The 23201-nt window shown below is 67.5% G+C and carries 23 protein-coding genes; 13 read left to right on the top strand and 10 right to left on the bottom strand.

What is annotated here, in order from left to right; all coding sequences use genetic code 11:
* Window positions 1-59: 59 nt before the first annotated feature.
* Complete coding sequence (locus tag P3W85_RS33440) at window positions 60-1418, bottom strand: D-serine ammonia-lyase (protein WP_276267907.1); 1359 nt, start codon at window positions 1416-1418, stop codon at window positions 60-62.
* Between the two features lie 149 nt (window positions 1419-1567).
* On the opposite strand from P3W85_RS33440, the gene P3W85_RS33435 reads away from it, so the two are divergent.
* The 3 genes from P3W85_RS33435 to P3W85_RS33425 all read left to right on the top strand — a co-directional run bounded on the left by P3W85_RS33435 (window position 1568) and on the right by P3W85_RS33425 (window position 5047).
* Complete coding sequence (locus P3W85_RS33435; protein WP_017227665.1) at window positions 1568-2560, top strand: LysR family transcriptional regulator; 993 nt, start codon at window positions 1568-1570, stop codon at window positions 2558-2560.
* A gap of 92 nt (window positions 2561-2652) precedes the next feature.
* Entirely contained in the window at window positions 2653-3408 is a 756-nt protein-coding gene (locus tag P3W85_RS33430; protein ID WP_017227666.1) for a sulfite exporter TauE/SafE family protein, read from the top strand.
* Window positions 3409-3790: 382 nt separating this feature from the next.
* Window positions 3791-5047 carry an AI-2E family transporter gene (locus P3W85_RS33425; RefSeq protein ID WP_276267906.1) on the top strand — a complete coding sequence of 419 codons (1257 nt, stop codon included), beginning with the start codon at window positions 3791-3793 and terminating at the stop codon, window positions 5045-5047.
* 68 nt (window positions 5048-5115) lie between these two features.
* Here P3W85_RS33425 and P3W85_RS33420 read toward each other — a convergent pair whose 3' ends face one another.
* From P3W85_RS33420 to P3W85_RS33410, 3 genes are all read right to left on the bottom strand, one after another.
* Window positions 5116-5484, bottom strand: coding sequence for a hypothetical protein (locus P3W85_RS33420; RefSeq protein WP_017226256.1), 369 nt, complete (start codon window positions 5482-5484; stop codon window positions 5116-5118).
* A 205-nt stretch (window positions 5485-5689) separates the two neighbouring features.
* Entirely contained in the window at window positions 5690-6283 is a 594-nt protein-coding gene (locus P3W85_RS33415; protein ID WP_017226257.1) for a 2-hydroxychromene-2-carboxylate isomerase, read from the bottom strand.
* Window positions 6284-6384: 101 nt separating this feature from the next.
* Window positions 6385-7113 carry an SDR family oxidoreductase gene (locus P3W85_RS33410; protein WP_017226258.1) on the bottom strand — a complete coding sequence of 243 codons (729 nt, stop codon included), beginning with the start codon at window positions 7111-7113 and terminating at the stop codon, window positions 6385-6387.
* Window positions 7114-7325: 212 nt separating this feature from the next.
* Between P3W85_RS33410 and P3W85_RS33405 the strand changes: the two genes are divergently transcribed.
* The 8 genes from P3W85_RS33405 to alaC all read left to right on the top strand — a co-directional run bounded on the left by P3W85_RS33405 (window position 7326) and on the right by alaC (window position 14124).
* Window positions 7326-7904, top strand: coding sequence for a TetR/AcrR family transcriptional regulator (locus P3W85_RS33405; protein ID WP_276267905.1), 579 nt, complete (start codon window positions 7326-7328; stop codon window positions 7902-7904).
* A gap of 265 nt (window positions 7905-8169) precedes the next feature.
* Entirely contained in the window at window positions 8170-8763 is a 594-nt protein-coding gene (locus P3W85_RS33400; protein ID WP_276267904.1) for a hypothetical protein, read from the top strand.
* A 384-nt stretch (window positions 8764-9147) separates the two neighbouring features.
* Window positions 9148-9885, top strand: a complete 738-nt coding sequence (locus P3W85_RS33395) for a PadR family transcriptional regulator (protein WP_430869670.1) — start codon at window positions 9148-9150, stop codon at window positions 9883-9885.
* 80 nt (window positions 9886-9965) lie between these two features.
* A complete protein-coding gene (locus P3W85_RS33390) occupies window positions 9966-10787 on the top strand; it encodes a siderophore-interacting protein (RefSeq protein WP_276267902.1) in 822 nt (273 codons plus the stop codon).
* 144 nt (window positions 10788-10931) lie between these two features.
* Window positions 10932-11393, top strand: coding sequence for a winged helix-turn-helix transcriptional regulator (locus P3W85_RS33385; RefSeq protein ID WP_276267901.1), 462 nt, complete (start codon window positions 10932-10934; stop codon window positions 11391-11393).
* Window positions 11394-11505: 112 nt separating this feature from the next.
* On the top strand, window positions 11506-12174 hold the full coding sequence (lepB, locus tag P3W85_RS33380) for a signal peptidase I (protein WP_276267900.1): 669 nt from the start codon (window positions 11506-11508) through the stop codon (window positions 12172-12174).
* Window positions 12175-12222: 48 nt separating this feature from the next.
* A complete protein-coding gene (locus P3W85_RS33375) occupies window positions 12223-12741 on the top strand; it encodes a DUF523 domain-containing protein (RefSeq protein ID WP_035815431.1) in 519 nt (172 codons plus the stop codon).
* Between the two features lie 132 nt (window positions 12742-12873).
* Window positions 12874-14124 (top strand): alanine transaminase, encoded by a 1251-nt coding sequence (gene alaC / locus P3W85_RS33370; protein WP_017229515.1) that lies wholly within the window; start codon window positions 12874-12876, stop codon window positions 14122-14124.
* A gap of 42 nt (window positions 14125-14166) precedes the next feature.
* On the opposite strand, the gene P3W85_RS33365 is transcribed toward alaC, so the two are convergent.
* The 5 genes from P3W85_RS33365 to P3W85_RS33345 form a co-directional block, all read right to left on the bottom strand.
* Entirely contained in the window at window positions 14167-15312 is a 1146-nt protein-coding gene (locus P3W85_RS33365) for an enoyl-CoA hydratase/isomerase family protein (RefSeq protein ID WP_276267899.1), read from the bottom strand.
* Between the two features lie 9 nt (window positions 15313-15321).
* Window positions 15322-16092, bottom strand: coding sequence for an enoyl-CoA hydratase (locus P3W85_RS33360; protein ID WP_017229517.1), 771 nt, complete (start codon window positions 16090-16092; stop codon window positions 15322-15324).
* On the bottom strand, window positions 16089-16988 hold the full coding sequence (mmsB, locus tag P3W85_RS33355; RefSeq protein WP_276267898.1) for a 3-hydroxyisobutyrate dehydrogenase: 900 nt from the start codon (window positions 16986-16988) through the stop codon (window positions 16089-16091). The genes P3W85_RS33360 and mmsB overlap by 4 nt, the downstream gene beginning before the upstream one ends.
* A 145-nt stretch (window positions 16989-17133) precedes the next feature.
* Window positions 17134-18669: a CoA-acylating methylmalonate-semialdehyde dehydrogenase gene (locus tag P3W85_RS33350; protein WP_017229519.1), complete on the bottom strand. Its 1536-nt coding sequence runs from the start codon at window positions 18667-18669 to the stop codon at window positions 17134-17136.
* Window positions 18670-18739: 70 nt separating this feature from the next.
* Complete coding sequence (locus P3W85_RS33345; RefSeq protein ID WP_017229520.1) at window positions 18740-19873, bottom strand: acyl-CoA dehydrogenase family protein; 1134 nt, start codon at window positions 19871-19873, stop codon at window positions 18740-18742.
* Window positions 19874-20076: 203 nt separating this feature from the next.
* Here P3W85_RS33345 and P3W85_RS33340 point away from each other — a divergent pair, with 203 nt between their 5' ends.
* The gene (locus P3W85_RS33340) at window positions 20077-21144 is read left to right on the top strand and encodes an AraC family transcriptional regulator (protein WP_017229521.1); all 1068 of its coding nucleotides are present in this window, start codon (window positions 20077-20079) and stop codon (window positions 21142-21144) included.
* Window positions 21145-21161: 17 nt separating this feature from the next.
* Here the strand turns inward: P3W85_RS33340 and P3W85_RS33335 are convergent, their stop codons facing one another.
* Entirely contained in the window at window positions 21162-22370 is a 1209-nt protein-coding gene (locus P3W85_RS33335) for a GGDEF domain-containing protein (RefSeq protein WP_276267897.1), read from the bottom strand.
* Between the two features lie 312 nt (window positions 22371-22682).
* Between P3W85_RS33335 and P3W85_RS33330 the strand changes: the two genes are divergently transcribed.
* A partial coding sequence (locus tag P3W85_RS33330) for a LysR family transcriptional regulator (RefSeq protein WP_276267896.1) occupies window positions 22683-23201 on the top strand: 519 nt, incomplete at its 3' end.

Raw genomic sequence — 23201 nt, 5'->3', positions numbered from 1 at the left:
GAGGCCGCCGGAGGGCCGGCTGGCGTGCGATGGTTGATCGATGAGACTGGCCGTGCGGATCAGGCGCCAAGCGTGGCGGCCTTGTCCAGGAACCCCTGGTACTCAGCCTGCGGCACGAATAATCCGCCCGTGGTCCAGACCAGGTGGGTAGCCTGCGGCATGACGGCCTGCAACTGGTGCCGGGCCAGGTAGCCGCGCCCGGCGGCGCTCTCGCACAGCATGCGCGGCCCGCTGAAACCGGCGGCGGCCGATGGTTCGATGCGCAGCCCCTGCATGCGCCATGCCAGCGCGAGATGGGCGAAGAGCGTGTCGTCCGCCACGGTAAAGACGCCGGACAGCAGCGGGCGCATGACCGCCGCCGCCAGTTCGGAGGCGCGTGGCACGGCCAGGCCGTCGGCCTCGGTGCGGTTGCTCAGGCCAACGTCGTAGACCGAGGGATTGCCACTGTCCGCCATCATCTGCACCAGGAAGCAGGGCGACTGGGTCGGTTCCGCGAAGAAGCAGTGGACATGCGGCCCGAACAGCTGGCGCAAGCCGAACGCGATGCCGGCCGGCGCGCCGCCCACGCCGCACGGCAGGTAGACGAACAATGGATGGGTGGCGTCGACACGGATGTCCTGCGCCGCCAACTGTTCGCGCAGGTGCAGTGCCGCCGCGCTGTAGCCCAGCAGCAGCGACAGCGAGCGCTCGTCGTCGACAAAGTAGGTGAACTCGTCCTGCTGCGCCTGGCGGCGGCCGGCGGCGACGGCTTCCTCGTAGTCGCCGGCGTGTTCCACCACCTCCACGCCGCGGTTGCGCAGGCGCGCCTTTTTCCATTCCTTGGCGTCCGACGACATATGCACGGCGGCGCGAAAGCCCAGCGCCGAGGCCATCACGCCAATGCTCAGGCCGAGGTTGCCGGTGGAACCCACCGCCACCTGGTAGCGCTCGAACAGTTCCCGCGCTGCAGGCCGCGCCAGTGCCAGGTAGTCTTCCGGGCCGTCGCTTGCGGGCCCGATCAGGCCGTGCCGCAGCGCCAGGGACTCGGCAAATTCCAGCACCTCGTGGATGCCGCCACGCGCCTTGATCGAGCCGGCCACCGGCAGGCTATGGTCGGCCTTCACCCAGAGGCGGCCCTGTACCGGTGCGAGCCCAAGGCCTTCCTGCATGGCGGGCGCGGCAAGCAGGGGAGATTCGATGACGCCGGCCGTCTCCGCCAGCTCCGGGAACAGTGCGGGCAGCAGCGGGGCAAAGCGCCGGAATCTCGCCTGGGCTGCTTCGACATCAGCTAGACTAATGTGCAGTTCGCCCGCTGCCTGGACCGTGGCCGGGATGTCCGTACGGGCCGGATTGCACCATAGCAAGGGGGTTCCTGCGCGCAGATCCGCATATGCAGACGGATTTTCTTGCGGATTGTCGATGGTGGTAGGCTGATTCATCGGGATAGATTGGCTGTCGCGTGTTCCGGGGTGACTGCATTGTTGGGCCGGGCGTGCCCTCAGGCAATCGATTTATACTTAGCGAGGCATTAGTTTAACTAATGGTATTCCAGGTGCCGGAATCCAGGCCGGCTAACGTACCAATGTCAATGAGCACCTTGTTATCGTCTTCCGTACTAAGCTGGCTGCGCTGTTTCGAGGCCTCCGCGCGCCACTGCAACTTCACCCACGCCGCGGCCGAGCTTTGCGTCACGCAGGGCGCGGTCAGCCAGCAGGTCAAGCAGCTGGAGCAATGGCTCGACCGGCCACTGTTCCTGCGTACTCCGCGCGCGCTGATGCTGACCCCGGAGGGCGAACGCTTGCGCTTTGTGCTGCGGGAATCCTTCCAGGCCATCGAGGGCACGCTGACCCAGCTGCGCAAGCCGCGCGAGTCCGGGCCGATTGCGCTGAGTTGTGCGCCGTCGTTCGCCATGCGCTGGCTGACCCCGCGCCTGGGCGACTTTTTTCGCGATCACCCGGAGGTGGGTTTGCGGGTATATGGCGAATTCCACGCGCTCGACCGCACCCGTATGGTGCGCGACGGCATCGATGCCGCGGTGCGTTTCGACCTGGGCGGCTATGACGACCTCAAGGCACGGCTGTTCCTGGACGAATGGCTGCTGCCGGTGGCCAGTCCGGCTTTCCTTGCCGCCCATCCCGGCCTGCGCTCGCCGCAAGACCTGAAGGGCGCATGGTTGCTGCACGACATCAGTCCGTGGGACGGCGCGCAAGCCTTCGCGGAATGGCAGTGCTGGCTGCAGGTGGCGGGCGTGGAGATGGACGATCTGGACTCTGGCCAGCGCTTCAACCTGTCCCAGTTGGCCGTGGGTTCCGCGCTGGCCGGGCAAGGCATCGCCATGGGACGTTCCGCGCTGGTGCTGGAGGATATCGAAGCCGGACGGCTGGTGGACCTGTTCGGCGTCCACGCACGCTCGCAGGCGTCCTACTTCTTTGTCTCGGCGCATGGGCAGACGCCGCACATCGCCATGGTGGAAGACTGGCTGGCGGCGGAGGGCGCCCGCTTCGACGCGGCCCGGGCCAGGGTGCTCCATATCCAGGCGCGTGGCGGCCGGGCGGCGCTGCCGAGACCGGCGGGAGGATGACAAAGCGCCCGATTCGCGGCATAGTTTGCGGTTTTTCCGTGGGGCGCCTTCGTCATCCGGTGGTGCGTCCACGGCAGGGATTCGAGTCTCCGATGGATTTTCCCGTTCTGATCGTGGCGCTGGGCGCCGTCGTGGCCGGCTTCGTGCAGGGCTTGTCCGGATTTGCCTTCGGCATGGTGGCGATGTCGTTCTGGGTCTGGACCATCGAGCCGCGCCTGGCCGCGGCGATGGCGGTGTTCGGCTCGCTGACCGGGCAACTGGTGGCGGCCGTAACGGTACGGCGCAGTTTCTCGCCACGGCAGTTGCTGCCTTTCCTGGCGGGCGGGCTTGCCGGCATTCCCATCGGCGTGGCCATCCTGCCAAGCCTGAACGCGGGACTGTTCAAAGCCTGCCTGGGCGCCTTGCTTGTGATCTGGTGCCCACTGATGCTGTTGTCGAAGCAACTGCCGCAGATCAGGGCCGGCGGCCGGCTGGCAGACGGCGTGATCGGCGCGGCCGGCGGCATCATGGGGGGTATCGGAGGCTTCTCAGGCGTTATCCCGACGCTCTGGTGCACGTTGCGCGGACTGCCCAAGGACGAGCAGCGCGCCATCATCCAGAACTTCAACCTCGCCACGCTGGCGGTGACCATGGCAACCTACGTGGGCAGCGGCATCGTCACGCGCGCTATGCTGCCCATGTTCATGGTGGTGGGCCCAGCCATGCTGGTGCCGAGCATCCTGGGCGCGCGCCTGTACATCGGCATCAGCGAAATCGCCTTCCGCAGGATCGTGCTGAGCCTGCTGACAGCCTCCGGCGTGGCCTTGCTGGCGGCCTCGCTGCCGAAACTGCTGGGGCCATTGCTCTAGGGGGCATGGCTGGATGCCACCCGGGCCGGCGGCGGTGCCGGATGGCAGCCGCGCTCGAACTCCGCGATGATGGCGGCTGTCATGCGCGCTGTGCGCCGCTTTGTCTCCGCTTCTACGCCGCTGCACCGTTCCTGGCCAGGCGACGTATTGCTTGCCGAGGAACAAGATGTGCTTGTCCTACATGGGCAGGCGGCATTCTCCGACAGTAATGCCGGCCGGCGGGGCTATGCTTGAATGACGCATTGCGCGGCGCGTTTGCGCGCCATGGTTCCTTCGGTCAGCCGCACTGCGCTTTGGCACGATCGTTCACGCCTTGCGCTTGCATGCATCCCGGAATCCCCGATGCCTTCGTCCCTCGTTCATGCCCGGTAGCGGCCCCCCAATGGCAGATGCAAACACCTTTCCTGGCGCAGCGGGGCAACCTTCCGCTCCGTCCGCTCCACCTGATGGCATCGCCGGCAGCGGGCGCGGCGATCCGGCGAGCGGGAGCGCCGGTGCCCCGGAGGCCGGCGAAGAGCGGGCCGCCGCAGCGCCGGCAATCCAGGCCCCGGCGCCCACGCCCGTGATCGTGTCCGACGGGCGCGGCGGGCGGGCGCTCACCGTCCTCGCAGTGCTCGCCTCGCTCTACACGCTGCACCTTGCCAGCGCCTTTGTCATTCCCGTGGTGCTGGCGGTGATCATTGCCTACATGCTCGATCCCATGGTCACGGTGCTGTCGCGCCGCCGGGTGCCGCGCGCGATCGGCGCCTCGCTGGTGCTGCTGGCATTGCTGGCCGGCGTGGTCTGCTGCGCGTATCTGCTGCAGGACCAGATTGCCGCCCTGGTCGACCGGCTGCCGGAAGTGGCCGCCAAGCTGTCGCGCTCCGTCAGTGCCTTGCTCAGCGGCAACGATTCCATGCTCCAAAAGATCCGGCGGGCGGCCACAGTGCTCGGCGGCACCGCGCAGGCGCCACATGCACGCGGCTCGCAAATCGTCGTGGAGCGCGCGGGCGACCCGGTCAACAACATGCTGCTGGCAGGCTCGCTCGGGATCTTCGCGATGGCCGCCCAGGCCGCCGTCGTCCTGTTCCTGGCCTTCTTCATGCTGGTGTCCGGTGACATGTTCAAGCGGAAGTTCGTCAAGATGGCCGGCACCACACTGACACAGAAGAAGATCAGCGTGCATATGCTCGACGAGATCAACCGGCAGATCCAGCGCTATATGGTGATGCTGCTGGTCACCAATGCCATGGTGGGGTTGCTGACGTGGATCCTGCTGAAGTGGCTGCAACTGGACAACGCCGGTACCCTGGCCCTTGCCGCCGCGGCCCTGCATCTGGTGCCGTACTTTGGCGCGGTCCTGATCGCGGGATGTATCGGGCTGGCCGCCTTCATGCAGTCCGGTGGCTTCGGCCTGGCGGCGCTGGCGGCGGGTGGCTCGCTGCTGATCGCCACCCTGGTCGGCTCGCTGCTCACGACCTGGATGACAGGGCGCATGGCAAAGATGAACGCAGTAGCGGTGTTCGTGATGCTGCTGCTCTTTACCTGGCTATGGGGTGCCTGGGGCGTGCTGCTGGCGATTCCCATCGCAGTGATCGCCAAGGTGGTGGCGGACCATGTGGAGGGCATGGAATTGCTGGCGGAATTTCTTGGCGAGTGAGGCGGCTGGGCGGAGAGGCCGGCACAGGCGGTGCGCGCCCGCTGCAGTTCGCATCGGTTTTGCCGCCGTCACGCAACCAGTGCCGCGCAACGCGCCACCAGCGCCTCCACGCCGGGCGGTACGGCGTCCGGCAGGCATGCCTGCAAGTGCAGCGTGGCTCCCGCCCGCAGCGTCAATTCTGCCTCCCGCTCGTCGAAGCGCAGCGTGGCTTCTGCAAACACGCGCTCCTGGCGGAGCCCCTGGCTCATCGAGACAAATTGCAGTGGCAGCGCTTGCCAGGGGCGATGGCCGGCCCCTACCCACAACCATTGGTATCTGCACGCGCGTGGCGCATCGGCGGGTAGCCCGAGGCGCTTGAATTCAAGCACGGTGCCAGCCTTGCCGGTGAAGGCGAAGAGGATCTCGTAGGCGGACGAGGCCGGTGGACTTTGCGTCATGGCTTTCCGGATAGGTGCAGGGAACAGGGCGCCGGGAATGCCGGCATCGTGCGGAGGCCTCCCCGGGGACTGGATTCTACCTGTGCCCGTGCGTGCCTTCTCCAGCGTGCAATCCGGGCAAGCGGAAGATCGTCGAGGCGGACTCGGCCATCCTGCCGCGCTGGCTCGACGACCTGACGGCAGCTGCATTCCTGCGAGGCGCCCGCTACCCTGCCAGCGCTTCCTCGACGAACAACAGGCGATCGTTGCCCCAGAACAACTCGTCGCCAACAAAGAAGCTCGGCGCGCCGAACACCCCGCGCGCCACGGCCGCTTCGGTGGCCTGCTTCAAGGCTTCCTTGACTGCGGGGTCTTCGATCATCGATAGCACCTCGCGCGGATCGAAGCCTGCGGCCGCCAGCACGGCGGCAATCTCGGCCGGATCGTTCAGGTTGCGCTGCTGCTCCCACATGGCGGCGAATATCGCGTCCACGTAGCGGTGGAATGCCGCCTCGTCCCGCAGCTGGAAACCCGTCGCGGCGCGCATCAGCGCCAGCGTGTTGATCGGGAAGTATGGATTCTGCTGCAGGTTTGCGCCATAGCGGCGCGACCAGCGCGCGGTATCGGTCCTGGACCAGCGGCCCTTGGCGGGAATCTCCGCGGGGCTGTGGTTGCCGGTGGCCTTGAAGATGCCGCCCAGCAGGATCGGCCGCCATGCGATCTGCGCGCCGGTGCGCTGCGCCACGCGCGGCAGTTCCTTGTAGGCCAGGTAGGAATAGGGGCTGCCGAAGTCGAAATAAAACTCTACTTGCCGGGTCATGTCGTCGTCTCCGCTCGTTATCGTGTTTTGGCTTTGCTGGCGTGGGTCGTTGTGTCAGTCGTTGCGTCGGTGGCTGTGCCGGTGCCGCCCGGCCCCGGGGCTTACCACGGTTCGATCCACGGCCGGATGTCGAGTTCGTGCGTCCACGCGTCGCGCGGCTGCTGATGCAGCATCCAATAGGTGTCGGCGATGTGTTCGGGGTTGACGATGCCATCGTCCTGCTTGGTGGCGTAGCGGTCGGGGAAATTCTCGCGGATGAAATCGGTGTCGATGGCAGCGTCCACGACCAGGTGCGCCACATGGATGTTCTTCGGCCCAAGCTCGCGTGCCATGCTCTGGGCCAGGGCGCGTAGCGCGTGTTTGGCGCCGGCAAAGGCGCTCATGCCGTCGCGCCCCCGCAGGCTGGCGGTGGCGCCGGTGAAGAAGATGGAGCCATGTCCGCGCGGCAGCATCGCGCGGGCGGCTTCGCGTCCCATCAGGAAGCCGCCGAAGCAGGCCATCTCCCACACTTTGAAATAGACCCGGGAAGTCGTTTCCAGGACGGAGAACCGCACATTGGCGCCGATATTGAAGATAGCCACCTCCAGCGGCGCTATCTCGCGCTCGATGCGCTCGATCAGCGCCACGGTGTCCTCTTCCTTGCGCGCGTCGCAAGCAAAGCCATATGCCTCGCCGCCCTCGGCACGGATCTGCTCCACCAGCGGCGCCAGCTTATCGGCATGGCGCCGCGTCACGCAGGCGATATAGCCTTCGCGTGCGAAGCGGCGCGCGATGGCCCCACCGGTTGCGTCGCCGGCACCCACCACGAGAATGGCTTTCTTGTTCGACATAGCTTGTCTCCAGTCTTGGATTATCCGCGCGGCAAGGCGCCGGACGGGTTTCTTGCGTTCCTGCCTGTATTTGCCCGTATCTGCCGGTACCGCCCGCTTCCCGCAAGCGCGTATCCGGCGTAAGCTGAACGATCGTTTAATAAACGAACGTTATGGTATGGATGCGGGCTGCGTCAAGCCACATCCGTCCGATACCAATTCCAGGAAAAGCAATGCGTTATTCCGCAAGTCACAAGGCTGCGACCCGCCAGCGGGTGCTGGAGGCCGGCGGCGCACTGGTCAAGCGCGAGGGCTTTGCCACGACTGGCGTGGACCAGTTGATGAGCGCGGCCGGGATGACCGGCGGCGCCTTCTACAGCCATTTCGAATCCAAGCAGGCACTGCTGCGCGAGGTGATCGGGCGAGAACTGGAGCGCAGCCGGGAATTGCTGCTGGCCGACGGAGAGGAGGACGGGGCGTGGCTGGCGAATATGCTGGACCGATACCTGACCATGGGGCATGTGCGCCACCCGGAGACCGGCTGCCCGTTGCCCAGCCTGGCGGCGGAGATCGCCCGCGCCGATCTGGATACCCGGCGGGCATGCGAAGAGGGGATGGTCGCGATACAGCGGGATATCGCCGCGCGGCTTGACAGCGGGGCAGAGGCCTGGGGACTGATCTCCCAGTGTGTGGGGGCGCTGGTGCTGGCGCGCACGGTGGCCAGCGACGAGGTTGCGCGGGGCATCCTTGCGGGGGCGAGGCGGATGCTGGAAGCGCGCTTTGGCGGCGATGCTTCCAGGGAAGCTGTTTGATCGCAACGGCTCGATGGCGGTATCCAGCGCTTGGCAGTGACCCTGGGCAATCCGCGTCCGGCCACCCCTGGATTCACATCCTCCGGCGGGTGATGTGAAATCTTTCGACCGGCGTCCCGGGGGGCTTGGATACGCGCTATGTTGCACCCACATCGGACCCCATGCAGTCTGTTTGCGTTGACTCGCCCGCGTCTGCCTGCACTGTCTTCGAACGGCTTCAATGACGAATCGCTTGCCTTCACTTGCTTCACTTGCCAGGACACAAATGCCAGACCGCCGCCCGTTCTCCCGTGCCCTGTATGCGCTCAGCCTTGGCGCGGCCGTGTTCTTTGCGCCGCCGAGCCAGGCTGCTCCGCCCGTCGGGGTTGGGATGGCCGAGGAATCGGTGGTTTCGGGGCGTGTGATTGCCATCGATCCGGATTCGAAGGCGGTGCTGGTGGAAGGCCCGCGCGGCAACGTCGTCGAGTTGATCGGCGGTGCGGAAGCCAGGAACTTCAGGCGGATCAACAAAGGGGATGTGGTGTCACTCGCCCGGCGGGCGGTGGCGGTAACCACGCTGGAGCCGCTCGACAGCAAGGACGCGCCGCTGATGGAGACGGTGGAGCGGACCGCGCGGGCAGGCGAGGGTGCCAAGCCCGGCTTTGTCCGGGAGATCACGACTACGGTCACGGCGCAGATCACCAAGGTGGATGCCAGGAATCGCACCGTGACCTTCCGCACCCCGCGGGAGACGCTGCGCACGGTGAATGTCAGGGATCCCAATATCAACCTGGACAGGATCAAGACGGGCCGTCTCGCCAGGATCGTCTATCGCGAGGCGGTTTCCGTCACCGTCAGCGTGCCGGCATCCAGTTCCTGAGCGCGGCAGGCAGGCCTGGCGGCTGTCACCTGATCGGGGGATTGCGCACCGCATTGTGCTGGCTATCATTTCTCTTGGGCGGTGCGCGACCCGCCTTCTCTATTCAGCCCCTGACCTCCCCGGCCGGGGGCTTTTTCTTTTTGCGGGAGAGTCACCGGCGCGCAGGACGGCACCGGCTTGCAGCCCGGCAGCGGCGCCTTCGGGTCACTATTCCCGGAACCATGCCTTGAAATTGCCCCCCAATGAATTCGACGGCTTGGAAGAGGTTCCCGGGGAGGTTGGTGGTGCAGGGAAGGCATGCCGGTTCCACAAATATCGCCTTGACATTCTTACGTACGATATATATCTTAAGATATGTTTTTAGATATGTAAGGAGCTACGGCCATGCGTCACCATCCTCTTGTGGGCAGGTTAGGTCATCACATGCTTGCCCATCTGTCTTCTCATTTATCCCCCGACACGGCTTCGCGCCTGGCGCGCCATGCCATTGGCCGTCACCGGCACGGCGGCGGTCCCGGCGGATTCTTCGGCGGGGGCGATGGTTTCGACGACGACGGCGATAGCTGGCGCCGCGGGCGCAAGTTCAGCTCGGACGACCTCCAGCTGATGCTGCTGTACCTGCTGGAGGAAAAGCCCAGCCATGGCTACGAGTTGATCAAGGCCCTCGAAACCCGCACCAACGGCTTCTACAAGCCCAGCCCGGGCATGATCTATCCGGCACTGACCTTCCTTGAGGAACTCGGCTACGCCACCGTGGACACCGAGGGCAACAAGAAGCGCTACCAATTGGCCGAGCCGGGCCGGGCGCACCTGGAGGCCAACCGCGAGCGGCTCGCGCTGATGCTCAACAAGATCACGCATGTGGCGCGCAAGATGGACTGGGTGCGCCGCGCGCTGTCAGGGCGCGGGGCCGAGGGTGGCACGCCTGCCGACGAGGGCGACGCGCAGGGCGGCTGGCTGCCGGAGTTCGTCGAGGCCCGCATGGCGCTCAAGCGTGCCTTGCTGATGCGTACCGATGCCTCTGCTGCCGAGCAGCGGCGCATTGCCGCCATCCTCACGCGGGCGACTGCGGAGATCGAGGCCGCGCCGAGCGCCGAGCCAGCCGCGCCCGCCGCACGCTAACCAGGTGCCTGCCGCGCAATGCGGCCAGGCACCGGCAGGACAGAAGCAGAAACCAAATCATCAAGGAATCAAGTCAATCCATGCATACTCGCGACCTTACCGTGCAACGCGTTCGCCACCCCCTCAAGATGCGCCTGCTGCAGGTGGTGCGCACCCAGGCTGTGTCGCCGCAGTTGCTGCGCGTCACGCTGGCCGGCGACGATCTGAAGGACTTCGTGTCCGCGTCCTTCGACGACCACGTCAAGGTATTCTTCCCGGCGCCCGGGCAGGACAAGCCGGCGCTGCCCGAACTCGGCCCCAACGGACCGGTGTTCCCCGAGGGCGTACCCAAGCCCGCTGCGCGCGATTACACGCCGCGCCGCTATGACCCCGCCGCCGGCGAACTCGATATCGAGTTCGTGCTGCATGGCGATGGCCCTGCCTCCACCTGGGCCGCACAGGCCGCGCCCGGCCAGCATCTCGGCGTGGGCGGTCCGCGCGGGTCGTTCGTGATTCCCGATGGCTTCGACTGGCACCTGCTGGTTGGCGATGAAACCGCCTTGCCGGCGATCGGCCGCCGCCTCGAGGAGCTGCCGGCCGGCGTGAGCGCACTGGTGGTGCTGGCGGTGGACAATGCCGCAGCGGAAATCCCGCTGCCCAGCCACGCCGAGGTGCAGGTCCGCTGGCAGCATCGCGACGGCGCGCCGGCGGGGACCAGCGCTGGCGCCCTGCTCGAGCAGGCCCTGCGCGAGCTGACGCTGCCGCGCGGGGAGGGCTATGTCTGGGCGGCCGGCGAAGCGGCAGCGATGCGCGCGGTGCGCCAGTACCTGGTGGGCGAGCGCGGCATCGAGAAGGGGCGCATTCGGGCCGCCAGCTACTGGAAGGCCGGCGCCGCCGCCGTGCACGAGACGCTCGAAGACTGAGGGCGAGCGCGGCAGTCCGAGGTTGTGGCGGCGGACGACTGGTTTTACAATGCGACCGCCTCGCCGCAGGCGCCGGTACCGGCGCCGATGCAGCGCGCCGCATCCCGCGGCGCCACGCGGGCGGCGCGCAACCGGAGTTGCAATATGGTTCGCCGAACCAGCCTGGAAGGCGCGGCATGCCCCGTGGCCCGCTCGCTCGATGCGATCGGCGACTGGTGGTCGCTGTTGATCGTGCGCGACGCCTTCGATGGCTTGCGGCGCTTCGGCGAATTCCAGCGCAGTCTTGGCCTGGCCAAGAATATCCTGGCCGACCGTCTGCGCACGCTGGTGGCGCACGGCATCCTGGAACAGGTGCCGGCATCGGACGGCAGCGCTTACCAGGAATATGTGCTGACGCCCAAGGGGAACGCGCTGTTTCCGGTGGTGGTGGGATTGCGGCAATGGGGGGAGGCGTTTTTCTTCGCCCCCGGTGAGTCGCATTCGGTGCTGGTGGACAGCAAGGCCGGCAAGCCGGTCAGGCTGCTCGAGGTGCGCGCGGAGGATGGCCGCCTGCTCGCTCCCGGCGACACGGTGGTCAGCAAGGTGGGCGAGGGCGCTGGCGTGTGACCCGCGCCCGCGCCTGAGCGTGCGCCATGCGGGATGGCCGCCGGGTGCCGACCGCCTGGCTTCTGGGTATCATCATGTTTCCGCGGCCCAGATGGCCGCCCTGGGATCGACCATGAAAAACTGGCTGCGCCACAATCGCGGTTTCCTGATTTTCCTGCTGCTGTTCGGCTTGTTTCGCACTGCCGTGGCCGACTGGAATCCGATCCCCTCGGGTTCGATGCGTCCCACGCTGATCGAAGGCGATGTCGTGCTGGTGAACCGGCTGGCCTACGATCTCAAGCTGCCGCTGAGCAACGTCATCCTGGCCCGGCTTGGCGAACCCAGGCGCGGCGATATCGTGACATTCGATTCGCCCGCCGACGGTACCCGGCTGATCAAGCGGCTGGTGGCAGTGCCGGGCGACGTCGTGGAAATGCGCCATGAACGCCTGTTCATCAACGGCGAGGCCGCTGCCTACGAGCTGCTGGAATCCGTGCGCGAACCCCTGGACCCGGTTGGTCCGGTGGACGCCACGCGCAGCATGGAGAGCGGGCCGTTGCCGCCGCATCGCGTGCAATGGCTGTCGGGCGTGGCGGCGCGAGACAGTTTCGGGCCGCTGCGGATTCCCGCCGGCCAGTACCTGATGCTGGGCGACAATCGCGACAACAGCGCGGATTCGCGCTATTTCGGCTTGGTGCCACGCGCGTTGCTGATCGGCAGGGCGGTGGGCATCATCGCCTCGGCCGATATCACCGGCAACTGGATGCCGAGGCCGGAGCGCTTCGCCAGCCGCTTCCACTGACATTGCCGCGGCCGGGTGCCATGACCGGGCCACGATGCCAACGCTGCCATGCCAGAAACCTCCTCCCCTCGTCCGGCGCTTCTCGTGAGCGCCTGCCTGCTCGGCCACCCGGTGCGCTACGACGGCCAGGGCAAGGCGCAGCCGGCCGGCACGCTGGCCGCGCTGGCGCGGCACTTCGAACTGATCCCGGTGTGCCCTGAATCGCTCGGTGGCTTGCCGACGCCACGTCCGCCCGCGGAGATCCTGGGGGGCAGCGGCGCACAGGTGCTGGCGGGTGTCGCACTGGTACGCGAGGCGACCGGAGCCGACGTCACCGAGGCGTTTGTCGAAGGTGCCCGCGACGCGCTGGCGATCGCGCGCCAGCGGCAATGCCGGCACGCCTTGCTCAAGGCGTACAGCCCGTCCTGCGGCAACCGCGAGCACTACGATGGGACGTTCAGTGGCGGCCTGCGGTCCGGTCAGGGCGTGGCGGCTGCGCTGTTGACGCAGGCCGGTGTGCGCGTGTGGAACGAGGGCGAGGTCGACGAACTGATCCGCGTGGCCGGTGCATCGTGCCCATCGTCCTAGGGGATCCGCCGGCGACGCAGCAAAACCCGTAGACGTGGGCCGCATTCGCCGCTAATATCTTTTCCGTCGGCCGCACCAACGGCCGGCAGCGTCGCTCGGACGGTTCCGGGCGCTTACGTTAAAGGAAAACCCATGTCCGCCTCCGCAGGCAAGCGCCGCTTCGCGCGTATCGATCGTCTTCCCCCCTACGTCTTCAATATCACCGCCGAGCTGAAAATGGCGGCGCGCCGCCGTGGCGAAGACATCATCGACATGAGCATGGGCAACCCCGACGGGGCCACGCCGCCGCATATCGTTGCCAAGCTCACGGAAGCCGCGCAGCGGCCCGACACCCACGGCTACTCCGCCTCCAAAGGCATCCCGCGCCTGCGCCGCGCGATCTCGCACTGGTATCGCGAGCGCTACGACGTCGAGATCGACCCGGACACCGAGGCCATCGTCACCATCGGTTCCAAGGAAGGGCTGGCCCACCTGATGCTCGCCACGCTGGATCGCGGCGACACCGTGCTGGTGCCGGATCCCAGCTATCCGATCCACATCTACGGCGCGGTGATTGCCGGCGCCGATATCCGCTCGGTGCCGCTGGTGCCGGGGGTGGACTTCTTCGCCGAGCTGGAGCGCGCCATCCGCGGCAGCTATCCCAAGCCGAAGATGATCGTGCTGGGCTTCCCGTCGAATCCCACCGCGCAATGCGTGGAGCTGGATTTCTTCGAGCGTGTGATCGCACTGGCGCGCAAGCACGATATCTTCGTGGTGCACGACCTGGCCTATGCCGACATCGTGTTCGACGGCTGGAAGGCGCCGTCGATCATGCAGGTGGAAGGCGCCAAGGATATCGCCGTGGAGTTCTTCACGCTGTCCAAGAGCTACAACATGGCGGGCTGGCGCATCGGCTTCATGGTGGGCAACCCGGACCTGGTGGCGGCGCTCACGCGCATGAAGAGCTATCACGACTACGGTACCTTCACGCCGCTGCAGGTGGCCGCCATCGCCGCGCTGGAAGGCGACCAGCAATGCGTCAAGGAGATCGCCGCGCATTACCAGACGCGCCGCGACGTGCTGGCGCGCGGGCTGATCGAGTCGGGCTGGCCGGTGGAGATCCCCAAGGCTTCGATGTACATCTGGGCCCGCATTCCCGAGCCGTATCGCGCCCTCGGCTCGCTGGAGTTCTCCAAGCAGCTGCTGGCCAAGGCCAAGGTCTGCGTCTCGCCCGGCATCGGCTTTGGCGACTACGGCGACGAGTACGTGCGCTTCGCGCTGATCGAGAACGAAGCGCGTATCCGCCAGGCGGTGCGCGGCATCAAGGCGATGTTCCGCGCCGACGGGCTGGTCAAGGTGCCGGTGGACGAGCAGCATCCGCACGCGCCCAAGGCGCGCGAGTGATGCCGCTCTGAAGCACGCGCCCCAGGCATGGCATGGGGCGCGTCAGCTCAGCGCCGCAGCCAGGGGGTGGCTGCCAGGTGGCCATGGGCTTTCGAAAAACGATTGCACCATGGCATCGCTCACTTCCTCGGGGTTCGCGATACGCCAGCGCGGCGCGTTGTCCTTGTCCACGATCAGCGCGCGCACCCCTTCGATGAAGTCGCCCCGCGTGAAGGCATTCGATACCACCCCAAGCTCCATGCGGAAGCAGTCGGCCAGGTCCAGGCGCCGGCCGCGCAGCAGCAGTTCACGGGTGACGGCGGCCATCAGGGGCGAGCGGCTGCGCAGCGTTGCCAGCGTGCGCGCGGCCCACTCCGCGTAGCGCGGATCCGCTTCGGTGGACAAGCTGGCGATCAGGTCCGCCAGGCTGGCCTCGGGCCGGAAATGCCGCAGCAAGGCCGGCAAGACTTCCAGCATCGGTGCCTCCGCCGCGCTCGGCAGGGTAGCGGTGGCAGCCGCGGCCGCGCCGAGGGCGCCGCGCAGGTTTGCCAGCGTATCGCCGCGCCACGAAATGCCGGCCAGCGTCTGTTCCAGTGCCTCCAGGGCCGTGCTGTGGATGGCGATATCGGCCAGCCCGCACAGCAGCGTATCCGCCGCGCCCAACGTCACGCCGGTCAGCCCGACATAAAGCGCCAGCGGCAACTGCAGCCTGGACAGGAAATGGCTTGCGCCCACATCCGGCACCAGCCCGATGCCGGTTTCGGGCATGGCTACGCGCGAGCGCTCGGTGACCACGCGCAGATGCGCGGCCTGTGCCAGCCCCATGCCGCCGCCCATGACGATGCCGTCCATCAGCGCCACCAGCGGCTTGGAATACCGATGCAAGCGGTAGTCCAATTGGTATTCGTCAACGAAGAATTGCCGATGCAGGGGCGTGCCGGCGTGGAAGCTGTCGTATAGCGCGCGGATATCGCCACCGGCGCAGAAGGCCTTGCTGCCCGCGCCGCGCAGCAGCACCGCGACGATGTCGGTGCGCCCGGCCCAGGCCGCAAGCTGCGCATCGAGTGCGCCGATCATCGGGTAGGACAGGGCGTTCAGCTGGCGCGGCCGGTTGAGCGTGATCACGCCGACGCCGTTGATTTCCTGGAAGCGGACCTCGGGTTCGGCGGCATGCGCTTGCTGGCTGGCGTCGTTGGGGTTCGGGGGCATGGCGTGCTCCTAGGCGTTGCGCCATTGCGGCGCGCGTTTTTGCAGGAAGGCGTTCACGCCTTCGCGCTGGTCCTCGCCGTCGAACAGGTCGACAAAGCGCTCGCGCTCCAGCGCCAGCGCCGGTCCGCGCGCCACGCCCTGGCGCGCCAGGTGCACCAGTTGCTTGCTGAAAGCGGCCGCGCGCGGACTCACGTTGCAGGCGCGCCCGGCCAGGCGCAGCGCCGCGTCGAGCGCATGGCCAGCAGGCACGACTTCTTCCACCAGGCCGATGCGCAGCGCGGTCGCGGCATCCACCTTTTCATTGCACAGGATCATGCGCTTGGCCCAGCCTTCGCCCACCAGCCAGGGCAAGGTCTGGGTGCCGCAGCCGCACGGCAACAGGCCGACACCTGCCTCGGGCAGCGCCATCTGCGCCTGTTCCTCGGCAATGCGCACGTCGCAGGCCAGCGCGCATTCCAGGCCGCCGCCCATGGCATAGCCGTTGATGGCGGCGATCACCAGCGGGCGCGCATTCTGCAGCGCTTCGAAGGCGGCGCCGAAGCGCTGCGCCATCACGCGCGCATGGGCGCGGTCGCCGTCGGCAAAGCCGTTCAGGTCGGCGCCGGCGCTGAAGAAGCGGCTGCCGTCTCCGGTGATGACGATGGCCCGCACGCGTGCATCGGCATTCAGCGTGGCCACCAGCTGGCGCAGCTGTTCCAGGCCTTCGGCGTTGAAGGCGTTGGCGGGCGGGCGCTTCAGGGTGAGGCGGGCGATATGCCCGTCGATCGCGTGGTCGATCATGCTGCCCGCTCCTGTTGCGAGAGGTACTGGCGGATCACGCCCGAGAAGTCCAGCTGGCCGTCGCCGGCCTGGCTCATCGCCTGGTAGATCTGCTGCGCCAGGGCGCCCAGGAGGAGCGGCTGCCGCACGCTGCGGGCGGCGTCCGCGGCCAGGCCCAGGTCCTTGAGCATCAGGTCCGCGCCAAAGCCGCCGCTGTAGCCGCGCGAGGCGGGCGCGGTCTCGATCACGCCGGGATAGGGGTTGCAGGTGTCGGCGGCCCAGCAGCGGCCGGTGGAGGTATTGACGATGCCGGCGAGCACGCCAGCGTCGATGCCCAGCTTCACGCCGAGCGCCATCGCTTCCGAGACGCCGATCATCGAGATGCCGAGGATCAGGTTGTTGCAGATCTTGGCCACCTGGCCGGTGCCGGTATCGCCGCAGCGCACCACATTGCGGCCCATGCCGGCCAGCACCGGCTGCAATTGCGCGAACAGCGCCTGCTCCGCGCCCACCATGAAGGTCAGGGTGCCGGCCTGGGCGCCGCCGGTGCCGCCGGAGACGGGGGCATCGGCCATCGGGTTGCCGCGCTTGCCGGCCTCCAGGGCCAGCGCGCGGATGGTGGCGGGGTCGATGGTGCTCGAATCCACCAGCGGCACGCCCGGGCGCACGCCGGCGAGCACGCCTTCCGGATCGAGATAGGCGGCACGCACGTGGGCGCCAGCCGGCAGCATGGTGATCACGAAGTCGGCTTCGGCCACGGCCTTGCGGGCGGATTGCGCAACGGCCGCGCCATCGGCCTGCAGGGAGGCGAGCGCGGCGGCGTTGAGGTCGAATACGGTGAGGCTGTGGCCGGCCTTGAGCAGGTTGCGGGCCATGGGCGCGCCCATGTTGCCGAGGCCGATGAAGGCGATATGCATATTGTCTCCTTGATCAAGAGTCACGGACGCGGACCAGGTCGCGGTGACTTCCGGATTGCGATTGTTTCTCCCCACGCCCGCCGCGCGGGAGTGGGGAGCGGGCCAGGGGCATTTTCCATGCAGCCCGTGCCCTTCCCGCGGCTCGTCAACGCAGGCTGATCGTCGTATTCACGCCATCATTCACCGTGGCGTCGTCGAACCAGCGTGCCGTCACCGTCTTGGTCTGCGTATAGAACTGCACCACCTGCTTGCCGTAGGGCCCGAGATCGCCCAGCTTGGAGCCGCGCGAGCCGGTGAAGCTGAAGTAGGGCACCGGTACCGGGATCGGGATATTGATGCCGACCTGGCCGACATCGATCTCGCTCTGGAACTTGCGCGCCGCGGCGCCGCTCTGGGTGAACACGCCGGTGCCGTTGCCGAAGGGGTTGCGGTTGACCAGGGCGATCGCCTCGTCCAGCGTGTCGACCCCGATCACCACCAGCACCGGACCGAAGATTTCCTGGGTGTAGATGGACATGTCCGTCGTGACGTCGGCGAACACCGTCGGCCCGACGAAATTACCGTCGGGATAGCCGGGCACCTGCACCTCGCGCCCATCCAGCGCCAGGGTGGCGCCTTCGCGCACGCCGGCGTCGATCAGGCCGAGCACGCGCTGCTTTGCCGCAACCGAGACCACCGGGCAGACATCGGTGCCGGGCTCGCTGCCCGCGCCGACCTTGAGCGTCCTGGCCTTCGCCACCAGATCAGGCAGCCAGTCGCGCGCCGCCCCTACCAGCACCGCCACGGAGGTCGCCATGCAGCGCTGGCCGGCAGCGCCGAAGGCCGCGCCCACCAGGGCGTTGAGGGTGTGCTCGCGGTGCGCATCGGGCAGCACCACGGCGTGGTTCTTGGCGCCCATCATCGACTGCACGCGCTTGCCGTGCGCGCCGGCCAGGTTGTAGACGTGGGTGCCGACGGCGGTGGAACCGACGAAGGAAACCGCCTTGATGTCCGGATGCGTGCACAGGGCGTCCACGACCTCGCGGGCGCCGTGCACCACATTCAGCACGCCCGCCGGTACGCCGGCCTCGACCGCCAGCCTGACCAGTTCCATGGTGGACAGCGGGTCCTGTTCCGAAGGCTTGAGCACGAAGGTGTTGCCGCACACGATTGCCATCGGGAACATCCACAGCGGGATCATGGCCGGGAAGTTGAACGGCGTAATGCCCGCGCACACGCCGATGGGCTGCTGCAGGGTGTAGGTGTCGACGGTGGCCGCCACATTCTCGGCAAAGCCGCCTTGCTGCAGCGTGCCGATCGAGCAGGCGTGCTCCACCACTTCCAGGCCGCGGAAGATATCGCCTTCGGCATCGGCCAGGGTCTTGCCTTGTTCGGCGGTCAGGATGGCGGCGATGCGCTTGCTGTGCTCGCGGATCAGCGCCTGGTAGCGGAGCATGATGCGCAGGCGCGCGCCGAGCGGCGTATGGCGCCAGGTGGCGAAGGCACGCTGGGCCGCGCCCACGGCCGCATCGACTTCGGCCGCGGTGGCCAGCGGTACGCGCGCCAGGATTTCCTGCGTGGCGGGATTGACCACCGGGCGGAACTCGGTGGCCGCGGATTCCACCCATTCGCCGTTGATCAGCAGCTTGACGGTGGGCGCGGCGGCGCTGGCGCCGGTTGCGGTTGTGGGCTGGGCACTCATTGGGTAGGTCTCCGTCGGTTCTAGGTTTGGGTGGTGCAATGGTTGGGGGCGGCCAGGGGGACCGTGCCGCTCACAGGCTGCGCGCGATCAGCATGCGCTGGATCTCGCTGGTGCCTTCGTAGATCTGGGTGATGCGCGCGTCGCGGTAATGACGCTCGACCGGATAGTCTTCCAGATAGCCGTAGCCGCCGTGGATCTGCAGCGCCTTGGAGCACACGCGCTCGGCCAGTTCGGAGGCGTAGAGCTTGGCCTGCGAGGCCTCGGACAGGCAGGGCAGGCCGGCCGTGCGCATATGCGCGGCGCGGTGCACCAGCAGGCGTGCGGCGTTCAGCTCGGTGGCCATGTCGGCCAGCATATTGGCGATGGGCGGATGCTCGCGCAGCGGGCGGCCGAACTGCACACGCTCGGCAGCGTAGCGGCAGGCCGCCTCGAAGGCGGAACGGGCGATGCCGAGGGCCTGCGCGCCGATGCCGATGCGCCCGCCTTCCAGGTTGGACAGGGCGATGCGCAGGCCCTCGCCGGGTTCGCCGAGCAGGGCGTCGTGCGGCACATGGCATTCCTCCAGCGTGATGGCGCAGGTGTCGGATGCGCGGATGCCCAGCTTGCGCTCCGGCGTGTGCACCACGAAGCCGGGCGTATCGGTGGGCACGACGAAGGCGGAGAGGCCTCGCTTGCCTTGCTCCGGCTCGGTGGAGGCGAAGACGATGGCCACGCCGGCTCGCTGGCCGTTGGTGACGAACTGCTTGCTGCCGGACAGCACCCAGCCCGCTTCCGTGCGACGGGCACGGGTGCGCAGGTTATGGGCCTCCGAGCCGGCTTGCGGCTCGGTCAGGCAGAAGGCGCCGATCATCTCGCCGCTGGCCAGTCGCGGCAGGTAGCGTTCTTTCTGTGCCTGGGTGCCGTAGTGCAGGATGGGCCCGCAGCCCACCGAATTGTGTACGCTCATCAGCGTGGCGCAGGCGGCACAGCCGGCGGCGATCTCCTCGATGGCCAGCGCGTAGGCGATGTAGTCGGTATAGGTGCCGCCCCACTCCTCCGGCACGATCATGCCGAGCAGGCCGAGTGCGCCCATCTCCGCCACCACTTCCGCCGGCAGCTGGCTGGCCTGGTCCCATGCCGCCGCATTCGGCGCGAGCCGCTCGCTGGCGAAGGCGCGAGCGGTGTCGCGGATCATGGTTTGCTGTTCGGTGAATTCGTGTTGCATGGCTGCTCTGGTGGAGGCGGGGTCGGGGCAGGTAAGGCGTGCCTGCTGTGTCTGTCGTATCCGTCGGTCCCATCCGGGATGGGCCTGGCAGCAGTGTAGGAAGACAGCCGGGCGGCTCCTATGCCAGAATCCGCCAACCTTGCTGAACTCGTTTGCCACTGTCGGCTTGGCGGCAGGGCAACCCATCCCCTTTTGTTGCGTCCATGGAAAAACACAGCGTCGCCATTTGTTTCGTGCATCACGCCATTGCGGGGCTGCGCTCGCGCGGTATCGCGCCAGAGCCGGTGCTGCAGGCGGCCGGCATTGCGCCGGCCTTGCTGGCGGTGCCGCAAGCGCGCGTGTCCTCCGCCAGCTACAGCGCCCTATGGCTGGGCGTAGCCGCCGCGCTGGACGATGAATTCTTTGGCCAGGATTCGCGCCGCATGAAATGCGGCAGCTTTGCCATGCTGTGCCATGCGGTGGCCGGCAGCAGGACGCTGGCGCAGGGGCTGGAGCGGGTGGTCCGGTACTTCCGGCTCCTGCTGGACGATATCGGCGTACGGCTCGAACGCGAGGGCGTCGGCCAGGGCGAGGCCGAAGGGGAAAAGGATGGCAGCGAGGATCCTGCGCGCAGGGGCAGGCGAGCCGCCCTGGTACTGGCCGCGACCTCGGACCGCGCGCCCGGCGTATTCGCCCAGGAGACCATGCTGATCATGCTGCACGGGCTGATGAGCTGGCTGATGCGTCGGCGCGTGCCCGTGCTGCTGGCCGCTTTCAGCTACCCCGAGCCGCCCTATGCGGCGGAGTACCGCCTGATGTATTCGCGCCACCTCGCGTTCGACCAGCCCGCCACGGCGCTGGTGTTCGACGCGGCCTGGCTGGACCAGCCGGTGCACCAGGACGAGCGCAGCCTCAAGGCGTTCCTGCGTGATGCGCCGCACAATGTGGTGGTCAAGTACACCGACCGCGCCAGCGTCATGGCCCGCGTGCGCCGCCAGTTGCGTGCCCAGGCGCCGGAGCAGTGGCCAACCTTCGACCGGCTGGCGCATGACGTGCACATGTCGCCATCGTCGTTGCGGCGGCGGCTGATGGAAGAGGGCGGCACTTACCAGCAGTTGAAGGACGAAATGCGGCGCGACCTGGCCATCGAGGCCTTGAGCCATTCCAGCCGCCCGCTGGCGGAAATCGCGGCCGAGCTTGGCTTCGCCGAACCGGGGGCTTTCCACCGGGCGTTCCGGCGCTGGACCGGGCTGCGGCCCGGCGCCTACCGCGCCACGCCGGCGCAGGCCTGATGTCCTGGTTCAGGAAGCTAGCGCTGCACGGACGGAACGCCGGCCGCGGCGGGCGTTCCCGCGCCGGCGCCGGCCGGCGTGGTATAGGCCAGCATGCGGTTGCGCCCGGACAGCTTCGCCATATAGAGGGCCGTATCGGCGCGTGCGGTGAGTTGAGCCAGGGTCTCGCCGGGTTGCCACTCCGCATAGCCGCCGCTGACGGTGTAGCGCACCGTGCCGAAGGGGCCGGTGACGCGGTTGGCCTGGGCCTGCGCGCGGATGCGCTCGGCCGCGTGGCTTGCTTCCCCCTGCGCGCTGCCGGGCAGCAGCACCACGAATTCCTCGCCGCCCATGCGGCCGATGCGGTCGGGCGTGCGCAGGCTGGCCGCTGCCAGCCGGGAGAATTCAGCCAGCACGGCGTCCCCGGCGGCATGGCCGAAAGTGTCGTTGACCGACTTGAAATGATCGATATCGACGATCAGCAGCACTGGCGGGCGGCCACCGCGAGCGGCGCGCGCCAGCTCCCGCCCGGCTTCCTCCTCGAACGCCATGCGGGACATCGCGCCGGTCAGGAAATCGGTATTGGCGATGGCTTCCAGCCGGCGCACCATGGCATCGTGGATCATCAGCACCGCGCCCATGGTCAGTGCGGGCGTGACCAGGGCACCGACTATCAGGAAGGCCAGATTCAGCCCGGGGGCGGTCAAGGTTGCGGGATCGTCCATGACCGACAGTGCAGAGAGCAAGCCGCGCAAGGCGTGGCCGCCGGCAAAGATAAAGGCGAAGCCGGCCGTGGTCAGGTAATGGCTGGAAGGGCGGCCGCGCGGGCGGTGGCGTACCAGGGCGATGCCTACCAGGGCGCAAAGCGTTGCGTTGAAGGCCGACGCGATCACCACGCGCGTATTGAAGTCATTGAATACGTAGCGCCACGTCGCGATGCCGGCAACCGTGGCAAGGGTGCCGACGGCCAGTGCTCGCCAGTTCGGCTCGCGCCCGCAGAAGCGCAGGGTGGCGGCCAGGAACAAGGCAAGCGCCCACGACAGGCCTGCGTTGGCCACCACGATCGACAGCGCGTCGGGGATCTTGCCGCGCAGTGCAATCAGCACCAGCGCCGGCGTGGCGATCAGGTTGGCTTGCCACCATAGCGTCACGCCGGGCTGGCCGCAGCGGCGCAGCGACCAGACGATGGCCAGCATCATGGCGCTGAGCGCTGCTGTGACGACCAGCATGGCGAGCGTGTCCGACATCTGACGGTTTCCTCCGGGTCTGGTGATTTGTGCCTGGCGCCTGGCTATCGCGTTGCGATCGGCGTGCGGCGTTCTGGAGAATATCGCGGCGGCCCGCTCCGCACTCCCTCCCGCGTACGCGGAGCCTTGGCCGCCCGGCGCATCCCCGGCGCGGCGCTAGAATGGCTGGTAATGCCGTTTTGATCGGCGCGGCGCATCAATAAAAGTGGTGCGGCCATGCCCAGCACTGGCGGGGCCGTGGTCCCGGCTTTGCCGCCGGGGCCTGGCGCGCCGCCATGATACTCGTCTTCACAGCCATTTGGCCCGCGCACGATGCAACAAATCAGATTCGACCTCGGTGACCTGCAGGCCATGGTGGCGGTTGTGGAGCAGGGCGGCTTCCGCGCCGCAGCCGAAGCGCTCAGCCTGTCCCAGCCAGCGCTCTCGCGCCGCATCGAAAAGCTCGAACAGGCGCTCAATGTGAGACTGTTCGAGCGCACCACGCGCCGGGTCACCCTCACGCTCGTGGGGCGGGAGTTTGCCGCCAGGGCCCGCGCCCTGCTGGCGGAAGTGGAGTCCTCGCTGCTGGGCATCGGAGATCCGGCGGTGACGCACGGTGGCGAAGTGACCGTTGCCTGCGTGCCGTCGGCCGCTCACTATTTCCTGCCGGCGGTGATCGGCCGTTTTCATGCGCAATATCCCAATGTTCGCGTCAAGATCGTGGATGAAGGCGCCAATGCCGTGCTGCACAGCGTAGCCAGCGGCGAAGCGGATTTTGGCTTGAACTTTATCGGTACCCAGGAGGCAGACCTCAAGTTCGAACCGCTGCTGCGCGATCCTTTCGTACTGGCC

Source organism: Cupriavidus basilensis (assembly GCF_029335485.1).
GTDB classification, from domain to species: Bacteria; Pseudomonadota; Gammaproteobacteria; order Burkholderiales; family Burkholderiaceae; genus Cupriavidus; species Cupriavidus basilensis_E.
The sequence above is the reverse complement of the archived record's forward strand: the minus strand, read 5'-3'. Positions and strand labels throughout refer to the sequence as shown.

Bases quoted from the DNA above. Each gene is read 5' to 3' on its own strand.
- P3W85_RS33440 (WP_276267907.1), bottom strand. From the start codon at position 1,418: ATGAATCAGCCTACCACCATCGACAATCCGCAAGAAAATCCGTCTGCA.
- P3W85_RS33435 (WP_017227665.1), top strand. From the start codon at position 1,568: ATGAGCACCTTGTTATCGTCTTCCGTACTAAGCTGGCTGCGCTGTTTC.
- P3W85_RS33430 (WP_017227666.1), top strand. From the start codon at position 2,653: ATGGATTTTCCCGTTCTGATCGTGGCGCTGGGCGCCGTCGTGGCCGGC.
- P3W85_RS33425 (WP_276267906.1), top strand. From the start codon at position 3,791: ATGGCAGATGCAAACACCTTTCCTGGCGCAGCGGGGCAACCTTCCGCT.
- P3W85_RS33420 (WP_017226256.1), bottom strand. From the start codon at position 5,484: ATGACGCAAAGTCCACCGGCCTCGTCCGCCTACGAGATCCTCTTCGCC.
- P3W85_RS33415 (WP_017226257.1), bottom strand. From the start codon at position 6,283: ATGACCCGGCAAGTAGAGTTTTATTTCGACTTCGGCAGCCCCTATTCC.
- P3W85_RS33410 (WP_017226258.1), bottom strand. From the start codon at position 7,113: ATGTCGAACAAGAAAGCCATTCTCGTGGTGGGTGCCGGCGACGCAACC.
- P3W85_RS33405 (WP_276267905.1), top strand. From the start codon at position 7,326: ATGCGTTATTCCGCAAGTCACAAGGCTGCGACCCGCCAGCGGGTGCTG.
- P3W85_RS33400 (WP_276267904.1), top strand. From the start codon at position 8,170: ATGCCAGACCGCCGCCCGTTCTCCCGTGCCCTGTATGCGCTCAGCCTT.
- P3W85_RS33395 (WP_430869670.1), top strand. From the start codon at position 9,148: ATGCGTCACCATCCTCTTGTGGGCAGGTTAGGTCATCACATGCTTGCC.
- P3W85_RS33390 (WP_276267902.1), top strand. From the start codon at position 9,966: ATGCATACTCGCGACCTTACCGTGCAACGCGTTCGCCACCCCCTCAAG.
- P3W85_RS33385 (WP_276267901.1), top strand. From the start codon at position 10,932: ATGGTTCGCCGAACCAGCCTGGAAGGCGCGGCATGCCCCGTGGCCCGC.
- lepB (WP_276267900.1), top strand. From the start codon at position 11,506: ATGAAAAACTGGCTGCGCCACAATCGCGGTTTCCTGATTTTCCTGCTG.
- P3W85_RS33375 (WP_035815431.1), top strand. From the start codon at position 12,223: ATGCCAGAAACCTCCTCCCCTCGTCCGGCGCTTCTCGTGAGCGCCTGC.
- alaC (WP_017229515.1), top strand. From the start codon at position 12,874: ATGTCCGCCTCCGCAGGCAAGCGCCGCTTCGCGCGTATCGATCGTCTT.
- P3W85_RS33365 (WP_276267899.1), bottom strand. From the start codon at position 15,312: ATGCCCCCGAACCCCAACGACGCCAGCCAGCAAGCGCATGCCGCCGAA.
- P3W85_RS33360 (WP_017229517.1), bottom strand. From the start codon at position 16,092: ATGATCGACCACGCGATCGACGGGCATATCGCCCGCCTCACCCTGAAG.
- mmsB (WP_276267898.1), bottom strand. From the start codon at position 16,988: ATGCATATCGCCTTCATCGGCCTCGGCAACATGGGCGCGCCCATGGCC.
- P3W85_RS33350 (WP_017229519.1), bottom strand. From the start codon at position 18,669: ATGAGTGCCCAGCCCACAACCGCAACCGGCGCCAGCGCCGCCGCGCCC.
- P3W85_RS33345 (WP_017229520.1), bottom strand. From the start codon at position 19,873: ATGCAACACGAATTCACCGAACAGCAAACCATGATCCGCGACACCGCT.
- P3W85_RS33340 (WP_017229521.1), top strand. From the start codon at position 20,077: ATGGAAAAACACAGCGTCGCCATTTGTTTCGTGCATCACGCCATTGCG.
- P3W85_RS33335 (WP_276267897.1), bottom strand. From the start codon at position 22,370: ATGTCGGACACGCTCGCCATGCTGGTCGTCACAGCAGCGCTCAGCGCC.